We start from the raw sequence: 19608 nt of genomic DNA, 5'->3' as shown, positions 1-19608 counted from the left end.
GCCCTCGTACTGGGCGTACTCGGGCTTTCGGCCGGTGCGGCGAGAGGGCGTGCCGGGCGTCGCGACGGGGCGAACGTTGCCTGCCGCGGCACTAGTCGAGCTCCTTGACCAGCAGCTCGAACTGCAGGTCGTCGCGCTGCGGGACGCCGAAGCGCTCGTCGCCGTACGGGAACGGGGTCATCCGTCCCGTACGGCGGTAGCCGCGCCGCTCGTACCAGGCGATGAGGTCGTCGCGCACGGAGATCACCGTCATCTGCATCTCCTTCACGCCCCAGTCCTCGACGGCCCGGCGCTCCGCCTCCGCGATGATCAGCTTGCCGAGGCCCGCGCCCTGGAGCAGGGGACTGACGGCGAACATCCCGAAGTAGGCGTTCTCGCCCCGGTGCTCCAGCTGGCAGCAGGCGACGATCCTGCCGTCCCGCTCCACCGTCACGAGCCGGCTGTCAGGCGACTTGATGACCGCCAGCACCCCCTCCGGGTCGGTCCGCTGCCCTTCGAGGATGTCCGCCTCGGTGGTCCACCCGGCCCGGCTGTCGTCCCCCCGGTACGCCGACTCGATCAGGGCGACCAGTTCGTCCACGTCGGCGTCGGTGGCGTCGCGGAAGGTCAGTGCGGTGGCGGCGGTCTCCATCGGTGTACGTCTCCGTCCTGGGCGCGGCTCGGGCAGGGATGAGCGTAACGCCACCACTAAGCTCCGCTGCATGGTGCATGTACTCAGCAGCCGCCTCCTGCTCCGCCCGACCGACCCCGAGCGCTCCCGGGTCTTCTACGGCGAGCAGCTGGGCCTCGCCGTGTACCGGGAGTTCGGCACGGGTCCGGAGCGCGGCACGGTCTTCTTCACGGGCGGCGGCCACCTGGAGGTCTCGGGCAGGTCCGAGACGCCCCAGGCGCCCTCCGTACGGCTGTGGCTCCAGGTCGACGACGTGGCCGCGGCGCAGGAGGAGCTACGGGCGAAGGGCGTGGAGATCGTGCGGCCGCCGGTGCGGGAACCCTGGGGTCTGGTCGAGATGTGGATCGCGGACCCGGACGGGACGCCGATCGTGCTGGTGGAGGTACCGGCGGACCACCCGATGCGCTACCGCCCGGGCATCTGAGCCCTGCCAGGGTGGTGTTCCCACCCCCGGTCGGTGCGGGTGAGCTCGCCGAACCCCGCAGCGGTCAGCAGGGCGAGCATCGCGCTGTCGCCGGCGGATTCACAGGTGACGAGCCGGTCGACGCCGCACAGCCGGAGCCAGTCGGCGGCCAGGCCCAGCAGCCAGTGCTCCAGGCCGGTGCCGTACCGCGCGGGGTCGATGTGCAGGTTGCCGATCTCGGCGAGACCCGCGGCACGGGCGTGGCGCTCCGGACGGGCCAGGGCGGTGTCGATCTCGATGAAGCCGAGGCTCTTCCCCTCGGCCCGGGCGGTGAAGCGGGTACCGCACTCCCCCGGGGTCCGCTCGACCCTGACGTCCGGCCGGGGCTCGGGGACCGGCAGGTCAGCGACCCGGGCGATCAGGATGACCTCGGTGCCACCGGTGTGCCGGAACCCCGCGCGTTCGTAGAGGGCCCTGATGTGCGGCCAGTTGCGGGGCAGCCCGTAGACGAGCGGGGCGGGCAGGGACCCGTCCCCGTACCCGACTCGGGCGTTCCAGCGGGCGAAGAGTGCCAGGCACGCTCGCATCAGCAGGTCGGCGGCACGGTCGGCGTCCGGCCAGAGGGGCGCCGCCGGGCGATGGACGAACCAGTTGATCTCCGCGGCGTCCCGGTAGGCGTCGGCGACGTCGGCGTCCGCGCGGTAGCGCAGCAGGTGGGCCGCGGCGACGACGTGCGCGCGCTGCTCGGCGACGAGTGTCGTCCGCTCGGCCACCCACGGGTCGGTGATGAACTCTCCCGGCTGGCGCTCCAGGTCGCCGAGCACGGTGTTCACGGAGACGGAGACGCCGGGGACGACGGCCGCCACGTGCAGGTTGACCAGGTCGGTCAGCTGGTCGCGGTCGGTACGGCGGAAGGGGCGCACCTCGGGCGCGGACATGGGGTACCTCCGGGCAGGGTGAAGGAGCCGGCGGCCGCCACGTGGTGCGGTACCGGGTGAGGGTACGCCGGGGCCGCGACGGCACACCAGTGGGTTTCCCCGGATGGCAGGGCCCCCGCGACGCGGCTTAGCTTGCTGGAGAAGCTCCGGGGGGCTCGTCCTCGCCGCTCGCGGAAGGAACGCCATGAAGCTCGACGCACCGGTGACCGGCGGCCCCTGCTGGACCGAGCTGGCGACCAGCGACCTGGAGGCGGCCCGGCGGTTCTACACGCGGCTGTTCGGCTGGCGGCACGAGAGGGACGCGCGTCAGGAAGCCGGCGGCTACACCGTCGCGCATCTCGGTGACCTGGCGGTGGCCGCGCTCGCCCCGCTGTACCAGCCGTCCCAGCCGGTCGCCTGGAACGTGTCGTTCGCGGTGACCGACGCGGACGCCACCGTCCGCGCGGTGACCGAGGCGGGCGGGGCACTGCTGTTCGGCCCGACGCACGTGTTCGACGTGGGCCGTCTCGCGGTGGCCGCCGACCCCGGCGGTGCCGTGCTCCAGCTGTGGCAGGCGGGGACCTTCCCGGGTGCGGGGCTGTTCAACGCGCCCGGCTCGCTGGGCTGGGTGGAGCTGATGACGCGGGATCCCGAGGGGGCCGTGTCCTTCTACACGCGGGTGTTCGGCTGGACCGTCGCCCCGTCGGACCGCTACACCCAGTGGGGCGTCGGGGGCGCCGAATTCGGCGGCATGGTGACGATGGACGACAAGTTCCCGCCCGAGGTGCCGGCGCACTGGCTGCCGTACTTCGCCGTGGCCGACGTGGACGACACGACCGCCGTCGTGCAGCGGCACGGCACGGTCCTGATGGTGCCCACCTCCGTGCCCGACGGGCCGCGCATCGCGGTGCTGCGGGACCCCCAGGGAGCGATGTTCGGCGTGTACCGGGCGGGCCACGAGGGCTGAGCCGCGGTGTGCGACGGCGGAGACCGGCCGTGACATGCGCCGCAGTGCGCTCCAGCTCGACGAGGACGCGCTCGCGCGGCTCGACGGGATGAGCGCGGTGCCGCCCGGGTTCCCGCACGGCTTCCTGCGCGAGCCGGCCATCACCCGGAACGTCCACGGCGACCGCTGGGCGGCCGTCGAGGACGGCCGCTCCCGGTACCGCCGCACGGTGCACGGCGTGTTCCGGCCGGTACGCCGCCCCGGCCGGTGGACGGCTCAGGGCCGTGGCATCCCGGCCCGTCCTTCCAGCCGGCTGAGCAACTCCCCGAGGAGGTCAGCGAGTTCGTCCTGCTCGGGACCGTCGAGGCCGGACAGTACGGCGGTCTCGTAGGCGAGCTGGACGGGCAGGACCTCGTCGACGAGGTCGCGTCCGGCGTCGGTGAGGCGGAGGTGGACGACCCGGCGGTCACGGGTGTCCCCGCGCCGTTCCACCAGACCGCGCTCGGTCAGCTGCTTCAGGCGTTTGGTGACGGCGGCCCCGGACGAGAAGGTCTCCCGGGCCAGTTCACCGGGCGTCAGCTCGTGCCCGGTACGACGCAGGGCACCCAGCAGGTCGAACTCGGGCCGGCTGAGCCCCGCGCGACGCAGCGGAGCGTCCTCGGCCTGCTGGAGCAGGGCGGCACAGCGATTGATCCGCCCGATGATCTCCATCGGCCCGGTGTCGAGCCCGGGTCGCACGGAACGCCACTGCCGCACGACGGCGGCCACGGTGTCGCCCCGACGACCATCAGCGGGGCCGGCTCCGTCGTGGAGCCCGGCGTCCGGGTCGGCTTCGCCGGCCAGGTCGCGAGCCGGACCCCCGGAGGCGGTTGCCCGTTCCTCGACCGGACGCCCGTCGGGAACATCACCCGCGGCGGCCCGAGCGCCGCCGACGGGCTCCCCGCCGGCCGCCGCCCCCGCGTCGGCCGCCCGTCCCCGCGCCACCGGTTCCGCCTCGTCCCCCGGCTGCGGGGCCCGTCCCCCGGCGCTCCCCATGGGCGATGGTCCTTCGGTCGGCGTCATGGCCGTGCGTCCTCCGTTTCGGTGGTGGCCGGGTCCCGGTCCGGGAGCAGTCCCTGGCGTCGGGCCGTAGCGGCGAGCGTACGGTGTCCGGACTGTTCGACGAGCACGACCCGCTCCTGGGGCAGGGCCCGCTGCCACCATTCACCGGCGGCCGCGTCGGCGGCGGCGCGCAGGTCGGCCAGGGCGCCGGCCAGACCGCGGCGGGCGGATTCCAGGGCCGCCGTGCCCGGGTCCGGCTCGGCCAGCAGGCGGGCGGCGTGCTCGCGGGCCCTGTCGGCGGCGGCCAGTGCGCGTTCGACACGGTCACCCGCGCGCCGGTTGGTGACGGCCACGGCGGCGACGAACCCCACCAGCGCACCGACGACGGTGTCCACGACCCGCTCCGTCATCAGTGCGCCGGGCTCCTGATGTCCGGCGAACTCCGTGATGAGCAGGGCCATGGGCGTCACACAGACGCTGCCGAGCCAGTAGTTCCGGCTGATCAGCACCTCCGCACCGAAGCTGAACGCGAGGCAGCACAGCACGAGCGCCACCGGCCCGCGGTGGGCGACCGGCACGACAGCCAGGAACACGAGCACGCCGACGACGTTGCCGACGACCCGCTGCACGGCACGGCTCCACGTCAGCGCGATGGTGGCCTGGTAGAGCGAGGCGGCGGTGACCAGGGCCCAGTAGGGGCGGCCGATGCCGACGCCGAGGGAGACGTAGCCGGCGAGCGCGCAGCCGAGTGCGGTACGCACCGCGAGCGGCGTCAGCGGGGCCAGTCGTGCCCGGAAGGGCCGGGCCGCGGCCAGGCCGGGCACTTCGTCGGCGGCCGCGTGCGGCAGTCCTGCCTCCGGGACGGGCCCTGTGCCGCGCAGCGAGCCCGCCCAGGCACGCAGCCGGACCGTGTCCGCCTCCGTCGGCGCCGCCAGGGCGACCTCGGCACGGACGACGAGCCGTTCCAGAGCCCACCGGGTCCGGGAGGGGGCCCGGGTGGACAGCAGCGAGTGCCATGCGGCCTGCACCGCGGCGTAACCGGCGGCGCGGACGCCGGTGTGCCCCTCCCCCGCTCCGCCGGTGTCGGCGTACCGGGCGGCGGCCCTCAGGGCGGCGGCGGTGGCGCGGCGCTCCGGTCCGTGGGGGCGGACGAGCGCGGGCGCCATGCAGACCAGCCAGGCCCAGGCACCGGTCCCGGCGGCCAGGGCCAGATGGCCGGGCACCTGGCCGATCATCTGCGGCGCGAACAGGGCGGCGGAGCTGACGAAGGTGAGGACGACGTTGCCCGGCGGGCCGATCCGGGTGGCGTCGCACAGCGCCTTCTGCACGGCGGCCAGCAGCGCCCCTACCGTGACCAGGACGACGGCGCTGTCCCTGAGCGAAGCCGCGACCAGGGCCACGGCGAGCCCACCGAGCATGCCCAGCACCACCCGGAGCAGGACCCCGGCCCGGGCGGCGTACGGGCGATGGTGGGTGTACAGCGCGCACAGCGACCCGGCCATCGCGTACATGACGAGGTCGCGCCGGCCGAGGACCTGCAGCGTGAGGGCGGGCGGTGCGATCGCGGCGACGACGCTCAGCGCGGGCTTGAACCAGATCTCCGAGGGCCTGCCGAGGCGCAGCACCCCCGCCAGCGGGAGACGCCGGGCGGGCGGGGTGGTGGGGGTGTGGGTCGCAGCACGCATGACCACGAGATTAACAGGTGTTTTACTCGTAAAATAAACACCTTCACCTGCCGTGCTCCGTCGAATGCTCCCCGTATACATCCTTGCGCTCGCGTGCGCGCCGCACGGCCCGGGCATCGATCGACCGACTCGCGAACGGGGAGGTGCGCGTGCACGGACCGGCTTCATCCGGCTGGCTGCTGGTGGCGCTCTGCGCGGCGACCGGCGCCTACTGCCTGGCGCGGATGCGCGGCGGCGCCGAGGGGCAGCGCGGCGCAGCGGGCGGTGAGGCGCTGATGGGCTTCGGGATGGCCGCGATGGCCGTGCCGACGACGGTTTTCACACCGCCCGCGTGGGCGTGGCCCGTCTACGCCGCGGTGTTCGGGGCGGCGGCCGTCCACGCGCTGTGGGCGGCGCGAGCCGGCGCGCACCACCTCCACCACCTGGTGGGCGCCGCGGCGATGGTCTACATGTCACTCGTCATGGCAGGCTCCCCCGCCCACGGGCACGGCCGGGGCGGATCGGGGGTGCCGCTGCTGACCGGGGCGCTGCTGCTCTACTTCGCCGGGTACGTGCTCCTGGCCGGCGTCCGTCTGGTGCCGGTCGCCGCCGTGGCCGGGGGCGGCGGCGCCTCCGGGTGGGGCGACCGGCCGGAACTGGCTCGGGCCTGCCGGCTGTCCATGGGGATCGCGATGGTGGCGATGCTGCTGACACTGTGAGCCGGACCGGCGGGCGGCGCCCCGGCGGCCCCCCCCCCCCCCGGCCCGGCAACCTCGTCCGCCGTGCCGGTGCCCCAACGGCTCCGTTGCCTGCGTCACTTTGACGCCGCAAGTCGTACCCCCGGGCGGGGCCGCGCTCATAGGCTGCCCCCATGATGCTCCCCGCCGCGCTGTTGCTGCTCGGCGCCCTGACCGCCGTGGTCGCCCCCCGGTTGCTCGCCCGGGCGGACTGGCCGGACCGTGAGCCGGTGGTGGCGCTGTGGGTGTGGCAGTGCGTGGTGGCGGCCGTACTCGTGTGCTGCACGCTGTCGATGACGCTCAGTGCGGCCGCGGCCTGGCACGCGGTCGGCGGGCACCTCTTCGCCACGGCCCCGCGCGCGGTCGTCGAGGCCTACGCCCTCGGCACGGCGGGCCCTTGGGCGGCCACCACCGCGGTCGCGCTGGCCGGCGGTGGGCTGTGGAGCGCGGCGATGCTGGTGCGCGAGATCGGCCGGGCCCGCGCCCGGCGCCGCCGCCGGCGCGCCGATCTGCTGGTCCGGGCTCCGCTGCTGCCCGGCGAGGTGGCCGTCTCCGGCCGGCTGGTCGTCCTGGAGAGCGAGCAGCCCGATGCCTGGTGGCAGCCGGGCACTCCCCCACAACTGGTCGTCACCACGGCCGCGTTGCGCCGGCTGAAGGGCCGGCAGCTGGACGCCGTGCTCGCCCACGAGCAGGGCCATGCCCGGGCCCGGCACGACTGGCTGCTGAACTGCTCCTCGGCCCTGGCCGGCGGCTTTCCGCAGGTGCCGGTGTTCGCCGCGTTCCGTGACGAGATGCACCGCCTGGTCGAACTTGCCGCCGACGACACGGCCTCGCGCCGCTTCGGCCGCCTGACCACGGCCCTGGCCCTGGTCGAACTGAACGAGCACCGCGGCGTGTTCGGCCCCTGCCCGACCCCGCAGGCCCATGTCCCGGCGCGGGTGAACCGGTTGCTCACTCCCCCGGACCGTTTGACCGCCGCCCGGCGCCTGCGGCTGACGGCGGCGGCCGCGCTGGTGCCCGTGGTGCCGGTGCTGCTGGCGTTCGTGCCGGGGTTGCGGGCGCTGGGGTAGCGAGGGCCGCGCGGGGCCCTCCGGTGCGCGGCGGTGGCCGAAGGATGCCGCCCCGGAGACGCAAGATCGTCCGCGTACTGGATCCGGACCCCCCGGTTCGGCGAGGATCGCTGTATGCACACCTCGTCCGTCGACTCCCCGCCCCGTCCGGAACACCGCACCACGGCCGGTCTCGCCGGCGTCCTGGCCCTGTGCTCGGCGCTGCTGCTGGTCCTCGTGGCGGCCAGATGGAGTCCGTTGATCGGCGCGGACGGCGACATCTCCGGCACCACCCACCGCTGGGCGGTCGACGAACCGGTCCTCACGCAGACGTGCCGCATCCTCACGGACTGGGTGTGGGACCCCTGGACGATGCGTGTGCTGTGCGCGGCCGTCGTCGTGTGGCTGGTGGTGCGGTGGGCGGCGCGCTGGACGGCGGTGTGGCTGGCGCTGGCCGTCGCCCTGGGCACCCTGCTGCAGCAGGGCATCAAGGCCGCGGTGGACCGTCCGCGCCCGGTCTGGCCCGACCCCGTCGACTCGGCCCACTACTCGGCGTTCCCGTCGGGCCACGCCATGACCGCCACGGTGGTCTGCGGCCTGCTGCTCTGGCTGCTGCACCGGCACGGCGTCGGCCGGGTCGCGTGGCGCACCGCCGTGGCCGTGGCCGTCGTGTCCGTGGTGGGGGTGGGGCTGACGCGGATCTGGCTCGGTGTCCACTGGCCGTCGGACGTGGTGGGCGGCTGGCTGCTCGGCGCGACGGTGGTGACCCTCGCGGTGTGGGTGCACCGGCGCTGGCAGCCCCGAGCCGGGGAACGCCGGGTCGACCGCGGCGACGCGGGTGCTTGAGGGAGCCGGCCGGGAACCTGGAGCTGAGGCGTACGTGCCGCTTCCCTGACGGCCGCTCGCCCCGCCGATGAAAGTAGCCCGAGGCCACCACCGGGTCGGACTGTCCGCCCGCCTCGGACGATCCCCCGCGTCGCCCGAGGCAGACGGCATCACCGGCCGGGACCTGACAGGTCTTGGCCGGGACCCTCTGAGTATAGTTGGCTGGCAGCCAGTCAACACAGGAGTTGCCGCATGTCTCCGCGTAGCGCCTCGGTGAACGAAGAGTTGCGGCGGCGTTCCCGGGAGCGGCTCCTGCAGGCGGCGGTCGAGTTGGTGAGTGAGCGCGGTTTCGACGCGACGACGCTCGGCGACATCGCCGACCGGGCGGGTTCGGCCCGCGGCCTGGTGTCGTACTACTTTCCCGGCAAGCGCCAGCTGGTGCAGTCCGCCGTGCACCGGCTGATGCACCGGACACTGGAGGAGGCGCTGGAGCGCGAGCCGCGCACCGAGGACGGCCGGGAGCGGATGGCCCGGGCCATCGACGCGATCCTGGGCCTGGCGAGGGACCGGCCCGTGCTGATGCGCCAGCACATGGCGGGGATCCTCCAGGCCGAGGGCTTCATGCAGTGCCCGGAGCAGCGGCGGCTGGCCGAGCTGCTGCGGGACACCGTGGCCCGGCACGGGTCGCGGGACGTCGACAGCGACTACCCGATGATGCGCGCCCTGCTGATGGGTGCCGTGTACGCGGCCCTGGTGCCGGGGGTGCCGATGCCGGTGTCGCTGTTGCGGGCCGAGCTGTTCAAGCGCTACCGGCTCGACCGGGAGCTGGGCCTCCCGCCGGAGACCGGAGCCTGCGGCGGGAGGGGCGACGAGGATCTGTCGCGTTTCTTCGCGACCGGAGCCGCACCGGAGTGCGACCGGCAGGGTCAGTCGAAGTAGTCCGGCTGCGTCTGGACGTTGAGCTCACGCACGTGGACCCGGCGGGCCGGGTCGGTGCGGCGGTCGTCGATCTTCAGGACGTCGAAGCCCCGGGCGTACTCGTTGGAGTAGATGTAGCCGTTGTAGTAGTACGCCGACCACGAGCCGCCCGACTTGATCGCGTCGGTGGTCAGCGGGCCGCGGTCGAAGTAGGCGATCTCCTCGGGCTCGTCCGAGTCGGTGAACTCCCAGACGGACACGCCGCCCTGGTACCAGGCCTGGACCATGATGTCCCTGCCCTCGACCGGGACGAGCGAGCCGTTGTGGGCGACGCAGTTCTCGGTGTCGGCCTGGTGGCGGGGGATCTTGAAGTAGCTGCGGAAGGCGAGCCTGCGCTGGTCGCCCTTGCCGGTGATGTCGTAGATGCCGTCGGCACCACGGTCCGGGCCGGTCTCCGCGTTGCAGGTGGCCGCGCCACCGCCGCCCAGCTCATCGGTGAAGACGACCTTGTTCGCCTTCTGGTTGAAGGTCGCCGAGTGCCAGAACGCGAAGTTCACGTTGTCCTGCACGCGGTCGATGACCTTCGGGCGTTCCGGATCCCTGATGGAGAACAGGATGCCGTCACCCATGCAGGCGCCCGCGGCCAGGTCCCTCGAGGGCAGCACGGTGATGTCGTGGCAGCCGGTGGTCTTGCTCACGCCCGGGTTGGTGGGCCCGCCCGGGTTGCCGCCGCCGTCCGGCCCCTCACCGGGGAACAGCACGGGGAAGCCCACGACCTTCGCCTTCTCGGGGGCGTTGCGCGGCACCTTGATGACGGAGATGCCGTCGTGCGGCGGCTGGCAGTCGGGGTAGGCGGCGTTCGGCGAGTACGAGGAGACGTACACGTAGACGTTGCGGCGCTCGGGCACCAGCGTGTGGGTGTGCGAGCCGCAGGCGGTCTCGACGGCCGCGACGTACCTCGGGTTGCGCTTGTCGCTGATGTCGAAGACCTTCATGCCCTCCCAGGAGGACTTCTCGGTCGCCGGCTGGGTGGTGCTGGAGCAACTGCTGTCGCTGCGCGAGGAGTCGGTGGACAGGAACAGCAGGTCGCCGGAGACGGAGATGTCGTTCTGCGAGCCGGGGCACAGCACCTGGGTGACGGTCCTGGGCGCCTTGGGGTTGCTGATGTCGAAGATGCGGAAGCCGTCGTAGTTGCCCGCGAACGCGTACCTGCCCTGGAAGGCGAGGTCCGAGTTCGTGCCCTGCAGGACGTCTTTGGGGACGTGGGCCAGGTGCTTGATGTTGTCGGAGTGGACGATCTCGTCCTGGCCCGGTATGTCGCCGTTCTCGATGGCCTCCCGGACCTCGGCCTGGGTGCTCTTGGAGACCTTCTTCGGCGCGGGCGGCGCGTCTCCCGGGTCGGGGGTGGCCCCTGCCGGTGCCGCCGTGAGGAGCGCGGCCAGCAGCCCACCGGCGGCAGCGGCAACTCCGAGGCGTCTGCGGCGTGTTCTGCGGTCGTTCAACAGGATCACTGTATTCCTCCCTGGTTCCGTTCGCTGCGGAACGGTTCACGCACCACGCAGTATCGTCTTCGCCATGCTCATACCAACAGGGGGCAACAGAATCGCAATGAAGTTTTCCGATCAATGACCCGCGGAAGCGTGCCAGTACGTCGTCCGCAACACGAGGTGCTTCCCAACCCGCTTGTCACTGGAGGTCGTTGTGCTGTTCCGCCGTGCGTCCCGGGTGTCCGCCGTCACGACGGGGCTGGTCGCGCTGGCCGCGCTCGCCGCCGGGGGCTGTGACTCCGGTCCGGACCGGAAGCCGGCCGCGGCGGACGGGCCCGCCGTGATCGCGCCGGGTCAGCCCGGCGAGGCGAACCGCACCCTGTCGGCCGAGGAGGCCACCGACCGGCGCTCGGAGAACGACTCCCCGAACTCGGCCGACGTCTCCTACGTCCGCATGATGATCGCGCATCACGCCCAGGCCCTGGTGATGACCGAACTCGTCCCGAAACGGGCCGAGTCGAAGGACGTGAAGCGGATCGCCCAGCGCATCGCCGCCGGACAGAAGCCGGAGATCGAGGCGATGAAGGGCTGGCTGAAGTCGTACGGCAAACCGCTGAAGGCCGAGCGGCACGAGCACGCCGCGATGCCCGGCATGGCGACGGAAGCCCAACTGAAGAAGCTCCGCACCGCCGGCGGGCAGTCCTTCGACCACCTCTTCCTGACCCTGATGACGACCCATCACCAGGGCGCGATCACCATGGCCACGGAGGTGAAGGGACAAGGCAACAACATCCGCGTCGAGGAGATGGCCGACGAGGTGATCGCCCAGCAGACGAGCGAGATCACCCGGATGCGGAACATGCTCTGAGCCTGTTCTTCAAGCCGGCCCGGACAAGCGCCGTTCGGCCCGCCCGCAGGCCAGTGGCACAGTGAGCCGCGTGATCGCACGCCTGTACACCGTTGTCATCGACTGACCCGACCCGGGGAGTTCGCCGGCTTCTGCAAGAAGCTGCTGTCACTCTCGCGGCAGGCGGACTCCGGTGACTTCGGCTTGCTCCAGAACGCCGAGGGCACCCCGGTCGTCACCTTCCGGCGAGTGGACGGCTTCCGCGCACCGCGGTGGACGGAGCCCGCGCGCCCCCAGCAGATGCACAGCGACGTGATGGTCGCGGACCTCGACGTGGCCGAGGAGCAGGTGCTCGCCCTCGGTGCGACACTGCTCGACGGTTCGGACAAGCCGATCGGATACCGGGTGCGCCCAGACCGGATACCGGGTGTGCCAGGACCCCGCGGCCACCCCTTCTGGCTGATCACCCCCGAGGGGTCCTGACCTCGGCGCTGCACGACGAACAGGCAGTGGTGCCGGTTCAGCGTCTGGCGCGGCGTGGTGTCAGCAGGCCCGCGTCGCGGGCCTGGCCGATCAGCCTGAGGGTCGTGCGTCGGCTGTGCCCCGTCGCGCTCATCACGGCGAGGACCGGGTCGGCGCCGTCCCGCTGGGCCGCCCGGTACTCCCGAGCGACCAGCCGCCGCCCCTCCGACCCGCGCGGCCAGGCCGGTCTGGCGCGGCGTCCCGGGCCCGCGCCGCCCTCGGGCCCGGCACCGCACGCCCCGGCCACCGCTTCCTCGATCCAGTCGGCGAGCACGCCCAGGTCGTCGAGGGAGAGCGCGGGCTGAGCGCGCACCTCCTCGACACGGACGTATCCGCCGCCCACGACCGCCAGCGCGTCGACCCGGGCGCCGTCCGGGAAGACCAGCCGGAACTCGAACCACCGCGTGGAGCCCTCGCTCTCCCGCACTTCCCACGCGGGGCGCACGGATACCGCACCGTCCGCCGGAGAGCGATCAGAAAGATTCAGAAAGGATGCGTCCAGCACACACTGAACGTAACCGCATGATCACATTCCCTACAGATAGGACACGCGTCACGGGCGGAGCACAGCACCCTGTCAGCGGAGCCCGGCCGGTGCGATGCTGGAGGCGTCAGCGCTCTCCCGTGATCCTCCGGATCCCCCGGGTTAGGAGTTCCGCCGTGCTGCGAGTCGCCGTCGTAGGCTCCGGGCCGAGCGGGTGCTACACCGCCCAGAGCCTCGTGCAGCTCGACCCGGACGTGCGCGTCGACGTCCTGGACCGCCTGCCGTGCCCGTACGGCCTCGTCCGCTACGGCGTGGCACCCGACCACGAGAAGATCAAGTCGCTGCAGAACAACCTCCGCGCGATCCTCGAGCACGACCGGGTGCGCTTCCTCGGCGGCGTGCAGATCGGCCCCGGCGGCGTCACGGTCGCGCGGTTGCGGGAGCTCTACCACGCGGTGGTGTACTGCCTGGGCGCCGCCACCGACCGGCATCTCGGCATCCCCGGCGAGGACCTGCCGGGGAGCTGGTCGGCGACGCGGTTCGTGTCCTGGTACAGCGCCCACCCGGACGCCGTGGACACCGGATTCCTGCGGGACGCCCGGTCGGCCGTCGTCATCGGCGTGGGCAACGTCGCCGTGGACGTCACACGGATGCTGGCCCGCGGCCTGGCCGAGCTCACCGTGACCGACATGCCACAGGCGGCCCTGACCACCCTGGCGGACAGCAAGGTGACCGAGATCCACATGGTGGGCCGGCGCGGCCCGTCCCAGGCCCGCTTCACCACCAAGGAGCTGCGCGAACTGGGCACCCTGCCGGAGACCGACGTCGTCGTGGACCCGGCGGAGCTGGCCCTGGACCCGGGGTACACCGACCCGTCCGCGTTGCCCGCGCCACAGCGCCGCAATGTGGAGGTGCTGCGCGGCTGGGCGGAGACTCCCCCGACGGGCGCCCCGCGCCGTATCCGCCTGAGGTTCTTCCTCCGCCCGGCCGAACTGCTCCCCGACCGGGGCCACGTGGGCGCCGCGCGATTCGAGCGCACGGCCCCGGACGGCCGGGGCGGCGTGACCGGCACGGGCCGCTTCGAGGTCCTCGAGGGCCAGTTGGTCCTGCGCTCGGTGGGCTACCGGGGGGTCCCCCTGGAGGGCCTGCCGTTCGACCCGGCCACCGGCACCGTCCCTAATCTGTCCGGCCGCGTCCTGCGCGAGGGCGTCGTCGCCCCCGGCGAATACGTAGCGGGCTGGATCAAGCGCGGCCCCACCGGCGTCATCGGCACGAACCGACCCTGCGCGAAGGAGACGGCGGCGTCACTCCTCGCGGATGCACCGGTGCTGGCCCGGCGAGCGGTGGCCGGCGACCCCCTCCCGGCTCTGCGTGCGGCGGGAACCGACCCGGTCGCATGGCAGGGCTGGCAGTCGATCGAGCAGGCGGAGGCGGAACTGGGCGCCTCGCTGGGCCGCGGAGTGGTCAAACTCCCGGACTGGGATTCCCTCTTGACGGCCGCGCGCACCGAGACCCCCTAGAGGGGCGCGTCAGCCGCCCGGACGGGCGGCCTCGCGGTTGGCCGCGTCCAGCAGCGCGCCCATGAGTCCCGGGTACAACGCGTCGAGCTCGTCCCGCCGCAGCCCGTTCATCTTGGCGGTCCCCCGGTAGACCTGCCGGATCACCCCGCTCTCCCGCAACACCCGGAAATGGTGCGTGGTGGTCGACTTGGTGACGGGCAGCGGACGCGGTCCTGCTGGGCCGCGAGCTGCTGCGCAACCCCTCGTGGGCTCGGCACGCGGCGCGGGAGCTCGGCGGCGAGGTGCGGGTGCCGGACCAGTACCACCGGTCGGCCTGAACGGCCGTCCGGTGCGGCACCCGGAGAGTTGCGTCAACCGGTCGCGCACGCCGTTCCGTTGAGGGTGAACGCGGCCGGGGCGGCGTTGTTGCCGGAGTGCGAGGCCTGGTAGCCGATGCTCACGCTCGCGCCCGGCGCGATGGTGCCGTTGTAGGCGACATTGGTGGCGGTGACCGACCCGGACGACGGCGTGTACGTGGCGCCCCAGCCGCCCGTGACCGTCTGCCCGGCGGGCAGCGCGAAGACCAGCTTCCAGCCGTCGATGGTCGTCGTGCCGGTGTTGGTGAGGCTCACGGAGACGGTCAGGCCGGTGCTCCAGGCGTTCACCGAGGCCGTCACCCTGCAGGCGCCGGGCTGGGGCTGGGGAGCCGGGCCGGAGGCGTCGAGACCGAAGAAGGTGAGCACGCGGGACGCCATGCCCTGGGCGTACAGGTTGTGGCCGACGCCCTGGAGGCTGACGGCCTCCACGGCGGCCCGGTCGCCCGTGCCGCCGTAGCGGGTGCGGGTCCAGCCGGACTGGGGCGTGTCCGTCGCGGCAGGCGTCTGGCTCACACCCTGGACGTTCGTCCACTGCTTGATCTGCTCCCCGAAGTTGGGGTACCGCAGGACGTCGTCCTGGGTGCCGTGCCAGATCTGCATCCGGGGGCGGGGCCCGGTGTAGCCGGGGTACGCGCCCCGCACCAGGTCGCCCCACTCCTTGGGGGTGCGGGTGAGCGTGCCGCCCGAGCAGGCGCTGTTCCACTCGGAGCCGTCGGTCGTGGCGAAGCAGCCGAACGGGACGCCCGAGAAGGCGGCGCCCGCCGCGAACACGTCCGGGTAGTCCCCGAGCAGGACGTTCGTCATCATCGCGCCGGAGGAGATGCCGGTGGCGAAGATCCGGCCCGGGTCGGCGCCGTAGGTGCGGGTGGTCCAGTCGATCATCGACTTGATGCCGACCGGGTCGCTGCCACCACCGCGCCGCAGGGCCTGGGGCGAGGAGACGTCGAAGCACTTGCTGCTGCGGGTGACGGACGGGTAGAGCACGATGAATCCGTACCGGTCGGCGAGCGTGTCGTACTCGGTGCCGTTGTACATGTCCGGACCCGAGCCGGTGCACCAGTGCACGGCCACCACGAGCGCCGGCTTCGCGGTGACGCTCTCCGGTACGTACAGGTACATCCGCAGGTTGCTGGGGTTCGCGCCGAAGTTCGTGACCTCGGCGAGGGCCGCGGCGGGCACCGCGCCCTCGCGGCCGGCGGCACGGGCGGGCTCGCCGGCGGCGGCCGCGGGGGCGGTGATCGCGGTGGCCGCGAGCAAGGGCAGCAGTGCGGCAACCAGCGCCAGGAGAAGCGGCCGCAGGTGGCTCCTCGGCGCGGGGTGGGGGGTGGCAGGCACGTTCGGGTTCCTTCCGTCGAGGGAGGCGTCCGAACCGGCATGGTGGCATGGACATGGCTCCCATGGAAGCGCTCCCACAGCACCGCCGCCCTGACCAGGGCCGACCGGATTCGTTCTGCGCGAGGCGTTGACTAGAAAGCGCTTGCCCCCTACGTTCCGTTCAGCAGTGTGACCCGTTGACGCAAACGGGCCAGTTGAAGCACAAGAGATGGGCAGCACAGTGAACAACGTTCATACATGTGTCCATCCAAGCCTTATCGAGACCCCACGGGATCCACGATCACGGAAGGCCCTGACCCCGCCACCCCCACCAAGAAGGAATCGGGACATGACTTCTGCGACACGCCGGCGCACCCCCAGGCGCACGACGACCGGCACGCTGGCCGCACTCGGCCTCTCGGTTGGCATGATCATGACCGTCCATGCGCCCCCTGCGAGCGCCGCGACCTGGCCGACCCCCAACGGCAGCCAGGGGACCTCCTCCACCATCTCCGTGTCCGGCACCAAGGACTACGGCATGAAGCGGTACTACGGCACCGGGAGCCTGGCCGGTGACGGCCAGGAGGAGGGCCAGGACCCGATCTTCAAGCTCGCCGACGGCGCGGTGCTGAAGAACGTCATCCTCGGCGCGCCCGCGGCCGACGGCGTCCACTGCGAGGGCAGCTGCACGCTGCAGAACGTCTGGTGGGAGGACGTCGGCGAGGACGCCGCCACCTTCCGCGGTGGCGACGGTGCCACCTACCAGGTGATCGGTGGCGGGGCGAAGAAGGCGGCGGACAAGGTCTTCCAGCACAACGGCGGCGGCACGCTGACCATCTCGAACTTCGCGGTGCAGGAGTTCAAGACGCTGTACCGCTCCTGCGGTGACTGCTCCACGCAGTACACCCGCAAGGTCAACCTCAACACCGTCGACGTGACCGGCACCGGCTCCACCGCGCGGCTCGTCGGCATCAACGTCAACCGCAACGACGTGGCGACGCTGCGGAACATCACGATCCGCAACGACTCCGCCCGCAAGGTCGTCCCCTGCCAGAAGTACAACAACAACACCGCCGTCGGATCCGGACCCGACAGCAAGAACTGCCTCTACTCCACCTCGGACATCACCTACCGGTAGTTCCGGGGCAGACAGTCCCCCCACGGTGAGGGCGGCCGTGCGGAGCGTCCCTGGGGGCGCCACGCACGGCCGCCCGTGTCATGTACCGCGCACGCGTGCGCGTACCGCCCCGATCTGCTCGCGCTGGTAGTCGGTGTAGGCGGCGCGCAGTTCGGTTCCGGGCCAGTCGGCGGGCAGGAGCCCGGGCGGCAGCACGGGGTCGGCGAGCAGGTGCCGTACGACGGCGGCGAAGGCGGCCAGGCGGTCGGCCGGGCGGGGCGAGCCGGCGATGTGCGCGAGCAGGGCCCGGGCGGTGACGGACCAGGCGTCCAACGGCCACAGGTCCGCGGCCAGTTCACCCGGGGGCCGGTCGGGGCGGGCCGAGTAGCGCTGGACGACCCGGTCCAGGTCACCGGGGAGGACCCGGGTGAGGTTGGCGGGCCGGAGCCAGACGCCCTCGCGGAGTTCGGCGAGCCGGAGGGCGGTCAGGCGCGTACGCAGGTCGGCCCGTTCGGCGGGGCCGCGTCCGGTCGCGGTGATCACGACCATCTCCCAGTCGCCGTCCCACGCGCGGGTGCGCGGACGCACGGCGTCGTCCTGGCGGCGCTGACGCTCCAGCAGCCGGTCGCTGAGACGGTAGCCCCCGTCCGCGCGCCGCAGGTCTCCGGCGGCCACCATCCGGCTGAGCGCCGCCCGCAGCGTGGAGCCGCCGACGCCGAAGCCCTCCACGAGTCTCAGCAGCTCCCTGACCGGCAGTTCCGGCGGGTGCGTACCGAGGAGCAGGCTCAGTACGACCGACCGCGCGGACAGCGGGCGCAGGTCGAGCGCGCCGGACCGCGCCGGGACGTTCATCGGCATGGTCACGTACTGTACGCGGCGGATTTCCGTGTTGCAGGATTGCTGCGACCGTAGACAGAGTGCAACACTCGCCGCATGGTCTCGACACTGGACGGACAGCGGGGGTACGACGGACCCGCCACGCACGACGTCACCAATCAGGCCCCGCCCCTCGCCCCGTACGACGCCTCCGACGACACGGCCCTGCTGGAGGGGGTGCGGCGGGAGGGCGCCGGGTGGGCCGAGGAGGACCTGCGGCGGCTCGGCAGGCAGGCCGGCAGCGCCCAGGTGCAGGAGTGGGCAGACCTGGCCAACCGGCACGAGCCGGAGCTGCGCACCCACGACCGGTACGGCAACCGCGTCGACGAGGTCGCGTTCCACCCCAGCTGGCACCACCTGATGCGCGCGGCGATCGGGGAGGGACTGGCAGCGTCGCCCTGGGCGGACGACCGGCCCGGGGCCCATGTCGTCAGGACGGCCGGCGGACTGGTGTGGGGCCACACCGAGGCCGGGCACGGCTGCCCCACGTCGATGACCTACGCGGCCGTCCCCGCGCTGCGCAGGCAGCCGGAGCTGGCGAAGCTGTACGAACCACTGCTGACGAGCCGGGAGTACGACCCCGTCCTGCGGGAGCCCACCGAGAAGCGCGGGCTGCTGGCGGGCATGGGGATGACCGAGAAGCAGGGCGGCTCCGACGTCCGGACGAACACCACGGCGGCCACGCCCACGGCCGAGCCCGGGGTGTACACCCTGCGCGGGCACAAGTGGTTCACCTCGGCGCCGATGTGCGACGTGTTCCTCGTCCTGGGTCAGGCCCCGGGCGGGCTGTCGTGCTTCCTGGTACCGCGCGTGCTGCCCGACGGGACGCGCAACACCTTCCGCATCCAGCGGCTGAAGGACAAGCTGGGCAACCGGTCCAACGCCTCCTCCGAGCCCGAGTTCGACGGGACGGTGGCCTGGCTGGTCGGCGCCGAGGGTCAGGGCGTCAAGACCATCATCGAGATGGTCAACTGCACGCGGCTGGACTGCGTGATGATGTCGGCCGCGCTGATGCGCAAGTCCCTCGTCGAGGCCGGGCACCACGCACGCCACCGCAGCGCGTTCGGCGCACGGCTCGTGGACCAGCCGCTGATGCGCAACGTCCTCGCCGATCTCGCGCTGGAGTCCGAGGCCGCCACGACGCTCACCCTGCGGCTGGCGGGAGCGGCCGACCGGGCGATCCGCGGGGACGACGTGGACGGATCCGAGGCCGCGTTCCGCCGGATCGCCACCGCCGTCGGCAAGTACTGGGTGACCAAGCGCGGCCCCGCCTTCACCGCGGAGGCGCTGGAGTGCCTCGGCGGCAACGGCTACGTCGAGGACTCGGGCATGCCCCGGCACTACCGCGAGGCCCCGCTGCTGTCGATCTGGGAGGGCTCCGGGAACGTCAACGCCCTCGACGTGCTGCGGGCGCTGAGCCGCGAACCGGGCACCGCGGAGGCCCTGTTCGGCGAGCTCGCCCTCGCCCGGGGCGCGGACGTCCGCCTGGACTCGGCCGTGACGCGGCTCAAGGCGGGCCTGGCGGAGGCGTCACCGGTGACGGCACGCCGTCTCGTGGAGCAGATGGCGCTGGCCCTCCAGGCCTCCCTCCTCGTCCGGCACGCACCGGCGGCCGTCGCCGACGCGTTCTGCGCGACGCGGCTCGGGGGCGACTGGGGGCACGCGTTCGGGACGCTGCCGCGGACGGCGGACCTGGACACGATCGTGGAGCGGGCGCTGCCCGGAGGCGGGGGCTGAGACGCGGGGCCCGGCCGGCCGAGTGGGCCTCGGACGGCACCGACCGGGCCGGGCCCGTCCATCCGCGTGAACCGCTGTGCGCGGGCGGGCCGACTCGAACTCAAGCCATCGTGCGTACAGTTCGCGCACAGTCATCGCCCGGCTCCGCTTCGTTGTCAGTGGTGTGGTGCAGACTCCC

General features: G+C 72.8%; 19 protein-coding genes and 2 pseudogenes. 12 read left to right on the top strand and 9 right to left on the bottom strand.

Annotated elements, in window-relative coordinates; translation table 11 throughout:
* Nucleotides 1–91: 91 nt before the first annotated feature.
* Nucleotides 92–631, bottom strand: coding sequence for an N-acetyltransferase (locus AB0937_RS37505; protein ID WP_366718523.1), 540 nt, complete (start codon nt 629–631; stop codon nt 92–94).
* Nucleotides 632–701: 70 nt separating this feature from the next.
* Between AB0937_RS37505 and AB0937_RS37500 the strand changes: the two genes are divergently transcribed.
* Nucleotides 702–1094: a VOC family protein gene (locus tag AB0937_RS37500; RefSeq protein ID WP_366718521.1), complete on the top strand. Its 393-nt coding sequence runs from the start codon at nt 702–704 to the stop codon at nt 1092–1094.
* Here the strand turns inward: AB0937_RS37500 and AB0937_RS37495 are convergent.
* The gene (locus AB0937_RS37495; RefSeq protein WP_366718519.1) at nt 1076–2011 is read right to left on the bottom strand and encodes an N-acetyltransferase; all 936 of its coding nucleotides are present in this window, start codon (nt 2009–2011) and stop codon (nt 1076–1078) included. The genes AB0937_RS37500 and AB0937_RS37495 overlap by 19 nt on opposite strands.
* A 184-nt stretch (nt 2012–2195) precedes the next feature.
* Here AB0937_RS37495 and AB0937_RS37490 point away from each other — a divergent pair, with 184 nt between their 5' ends.
* On the top strand, nt 2196–2957 hold the full coding sequence (locus tag AB0937_RS37490; RefSeq protein ID WP_366718517.1) for a VOC family protein: 762 nt from the start codon (nt 2196–2198) through the stop codon (nt 2955–2957).
* Nucleotides 2958–3212: 255 nt separating this feature from the next.
* Here the strand turns inward: AB0937_RS37490 and AB0937_RS37485 are convergent, their stop codons facing one another.
* Complete coding sequence (locus tag AB0937_RS37485) at nt 3213–3704, bottom strand: MarR family transcriptional regulator (protein WP_366718532.1); 492 nt, start codon at nt 3702–3704, stop codon at nt 3213–3215.
* A gap of 290 nt (nt 3705–3994) precedes the next feature.
* Nucleotides 3995–5662, bottom strand: coding sequence for an FUSC family protein (locus AB0937_RS37480; RefSeq protein ID WP_366718515.1), 1668 nt, complete (start codon nt 5660–5662; stop codon nt 3995–3997).
* Nucleotides 5663–5811: 149 nt separating this feature from the next.
* Between AB0937_RS37480 and AB0937_RS37475 the strand changes: the two genes are divergently transcribed.
* The 4 genes from AB0937_RS37475 (at nt 5812) to AB0937_RS37460 (ending at nt 9191) form a co-directional block, all read left to right on the top strand.
* Complete coding sequence (locus AB0937_RS37475) at nt 5812–6360, top strand: DUF5134 domain-containing protein (RefSeq protein WP_366718513.1); 549 nt, start codon at nt 5812–5814, stop codon at nt 6358–6360.
* Nucleotides 6361–6512: 152 nt separating this feature from the next.
* Nucleotides 6513–7448 (top strand): M56 family metallopeptidase, encoded by a 936-nt coding sequence (locus AB0937_RS37470; RefSeq protein WP_366718511.1) that lies wholly within the window; start codon nt 6513–6515, stop codon nt 7446–7448.
* Nucleotides 7449–7562: 114 nt separating this feature from the next.
* Nucleotides 7563–8273, top strand: a complete 711-nt coding sequence (locus AB0937_RS37465) for a phosphatase PAP2 family protein (RefSeq protein ID WP_366718509.1) — start codon at nt 7563–7565, stop codon at nt 8271–8273.
* A gap of 231 nt (nt 8274–8504) precedes the next feature.
* On the top strand, nt 8505–9191 hold the full coding sequence (locus AB0937_RS37460; protein WP_366718507.1) for a helix-turn-helix domain-containing protein: 687 nt from the start codon (nt 8505–8507) through the stop codon (nt 9189–9191).
* Here the strand turns inward: AB0937_RS37460 and AB0937_RS37455 are convergent.
* Nucleotides 9179–10681, bottom strand: coding sequence for a hypothetical protein (locus tag AB0937_RS37455; RefSeq protein ID WP_366718505.1), 1503 nt, complete (start codon nt 10679–10681; stop codon nt 9179–9181). The genes AB0937_RS37460 and AB0937_RS37455 overlap by 13 nt on opposite strands.
* Nucleotides 10682–10871: 190 nt before the next feature.
* On the opposite strand from AB0937_RS37455, the gene AB0937_RS37450 reads away from it, so the two are divergent.
* Together AB0937_RS37450 and AB0937_RS37445 are read left to right on the top strand one after the other, a co-directional pair.
* Nucleotides 10872–11525, top strand: a complete 654-nt coding sequence (locus AB0937_RS37450) for a DUF305 domain-containing protein (RefSeq protein ID WP_366718530.1) — start codon at nt 10872–10874, stop codon at nt 11523–11525.
* A gap of 102 nt (nt 11526–11627) precedes the next feature.
* Nucleotides 11628–11987 (top strand): VOC family protein, encoded by a 360-nt coding sequence (locus AB0937_RS37445; protein ID WP_366718528.1) that lies wholly within the window; start codon nt 11628–11630, stop codon nt 11985–11987.
* A gap of 37 nt (nt 11988–12024) precedes the next feature.
* Here the strand turns inward: AB0937_RS37445 and AB0937_RS37440 are convergent, their stop codons facing one another.
* The gene (locus AB0937_RS37440; RefSeq protein ID WP_366718503.1) at nt 12025–12471 is read right to left on the bottom strand and encodes a DUF6214 family protein; all 447 of its coding nucleotides are present in this window, start codon (nt 12469–12471) and stop codon (nt 12025–12027) included.
* Between the two features lie 215 nt (nt 12472–12686).
* On the opposite strand from AB0937_RS37440, the gene AB0937_RS37435 reads away from it, so the two are divergent.
* Nucleotides 12687–14030 (top strand): FAD-dependent oxidoreductase, encoded by a 1344-nt coding sequence (locus tag AB0937_RS37435; protein ID WP_366718501.1) that lies wholly within the window; start codon nt 12687–12689, stop codon nt 14028–14030.
* 9 nt (nt 14031–14039) lie between these two features.
* Here the strand turns inward: AB0937_RS37435 and AB0937_RS37430 are convergent.
* A pseudogene (locus AB0937_RS37430) lies at nt 14040–14231 on the bottom strand (helix-turn-helix domain-containing protein); the annotation flags it as partial.
* On the opposite strand from AB0937_RS37430, the pseudogene AB0937_RS37425 reads away from it, so the two are divergent.
* Nucleotides 14231–14347 (top strand): annotated as a pseudogene (locus tag AB0937_RS37425) (NADH:flavin oxidoreductase/NADH oxidase); the annotation flags it as partial. The pseudogenes AB0937_RS37430 and AB0937_RS37425 sit on opposite strands and share 1 nt — an antisense overlap.
* A gap of 33 nt (nt 14348–14380) precedes the next feature.
* On the opposite strand, the gene AB0937_RS37420 reads toward AB0937_RS37425, so the two are convergent.
* A complete protein-coding gene (locus tag AB0937_RS37420; protein WP_366718499.1) occupies nt 14381–15721 on the bottom strand; it encodes a PHB depolymerase family esterase in 1341 nt (446 codons plus the stop codon).
* A 328-nt stretch (nt 15722–16049) separates the two neighbouring features.
* Between AB0937_RS37420 and AB0937_RS37415 the strand changes: the two genes are divergently transcribed.
* Entirely contained in the window at nt 16050–16838 is a 789-nt protein-coding gene (locus tag AB0937_RS37415; RefSeq protein WP_366718497.1) for a pectate lyase, read from the top strand.
* A 78-nt stretch (nt 16839–16916) separates the two neighbouring features.
* Here the strand turns inward: AB0937_RS37415 and AB0937_RS37410 are convergent, their stop codons facing one another.
* Nucleotides 16917–17675 (bottom strand): PaaX family transcriptional regulator C-terminal domain-containing protein, encoded by a 759-nt coding sequence (locus AB0937_RS37410; RefSeq protein ID WP_366718495.1) that lies wholly within the window; start codon nt 17673–17675, stop codon nt 16917–16919.
* 75 nt (nt 17676–17750) lie between these two features.
* On the opposite strand from AB0937_RS37410, the gene AB0937_RS37405 reads away from it, so the two are divergent.
* Nucleotides 17751–19430, top strand: a complete 1680-nt coding sequence (locus AB0937_RS37405; protein WP_366718493.1) for an acyl-CoA dehydrogenase family protein — start codon at nt 17751–17753, stop codon at nt 19428–19430.
* The last annotated feature ends 178 nt before the right edge of the window (nt 19431–19608 follow it).

Origin of the sequence: Streptomyces sp. NPDC047880 (genome assembly GCF_040706515.1) — a bacterium.
Taxonomy (GTDB): domain Bacteria; phylum Actinomycetota; class Actinomycetes; order Streptomycetales; family Streptomycetaceae; genus Streptomyces.
Note: the sequence above shows the minus strand (reverse complement) of the source record. Positions and strands in the feature narration are given on the sequence as shown.

Bases quoted from the DNA above. Each gene is read 5' to 3' on its own strand.
- AB0937_RS37490 (WP_366718517.1), top strand. From the start codon at position 2,196: ATGAAGCTCGACGCACCGGTGACCGGCGGCCCCTGCTGGACCGAGCTG.
- AB0937_RS37470 (WP_366718511.1), top strand. From the start codon at position 6,513: ATGATGCTCCCCGCCGCGCTGTTGCTGCTCGGCGCCCTGACCGCCGTG.
- AB0937_RS37480 (WP_366718515.1), bottom strand. From the start codon at position 5,662: ATGCGTGCTGCGACCCACACCCCCACCACCCCGCCCGCCCGGCGTCTC.
- AB0937_RS37410 (WP_366718495.1), bottom strand. From the start codon at position 17,675: ATGCCGATGAACGTCCCGGCGCGGTCCGGCGCGCTCGACCTGCGCCCG.
- AB0937_RS37500 (WP_366718521.1), top strand. From the start codon at position 702: ATGGTGCATGTACTCAGCAGCCGCCTCCTGCTCCGCCCGACCGACCCC.
- AB0937_RS37405 (WP_366718493.1), top strand. From the start codon at position 17,751: ATGGTCTCGACACTGGACGGACAGCGGGGGTACGACGGACCCGCCACG.
- AB0937_RS37460 (WP_366718507.1), top strand. From the start codon at position 8,505: ATGTCTCCGCGTAGCGCCTCGGTGAACGAAGAGTTGCGGCGGCGTTCC.
- AB0937_RS37465 (WP_366718509.1), top strand. From the start codon at position 7,563: ATGCACACCTCGTCCGTCGACTCCCCGCCCCGTCCGGAACACCGCACC.
- AB0937_RS37415 (WP_366718497.1), top strand. From the start codon at position 16,050: ATGACTTCTGCGACACGCCGGCGCACCCCCAGGCGCACGACGACCGGC.
- AB0937_RS37495 (WP_366718519.1), bottom strand. From the start codon at position 2,011: ATGTCCGCGCCCGAGGTGCGCCCCTTCCGCCGTACCGACCGCGACCAG.
- AB0937_RS37505 (WP_366718523.1), bottom strand. From the start codon at position 631: ATGGAGACCGCCGCCACCGCACTGACCTTCCGCGACGCCACCGACGCC.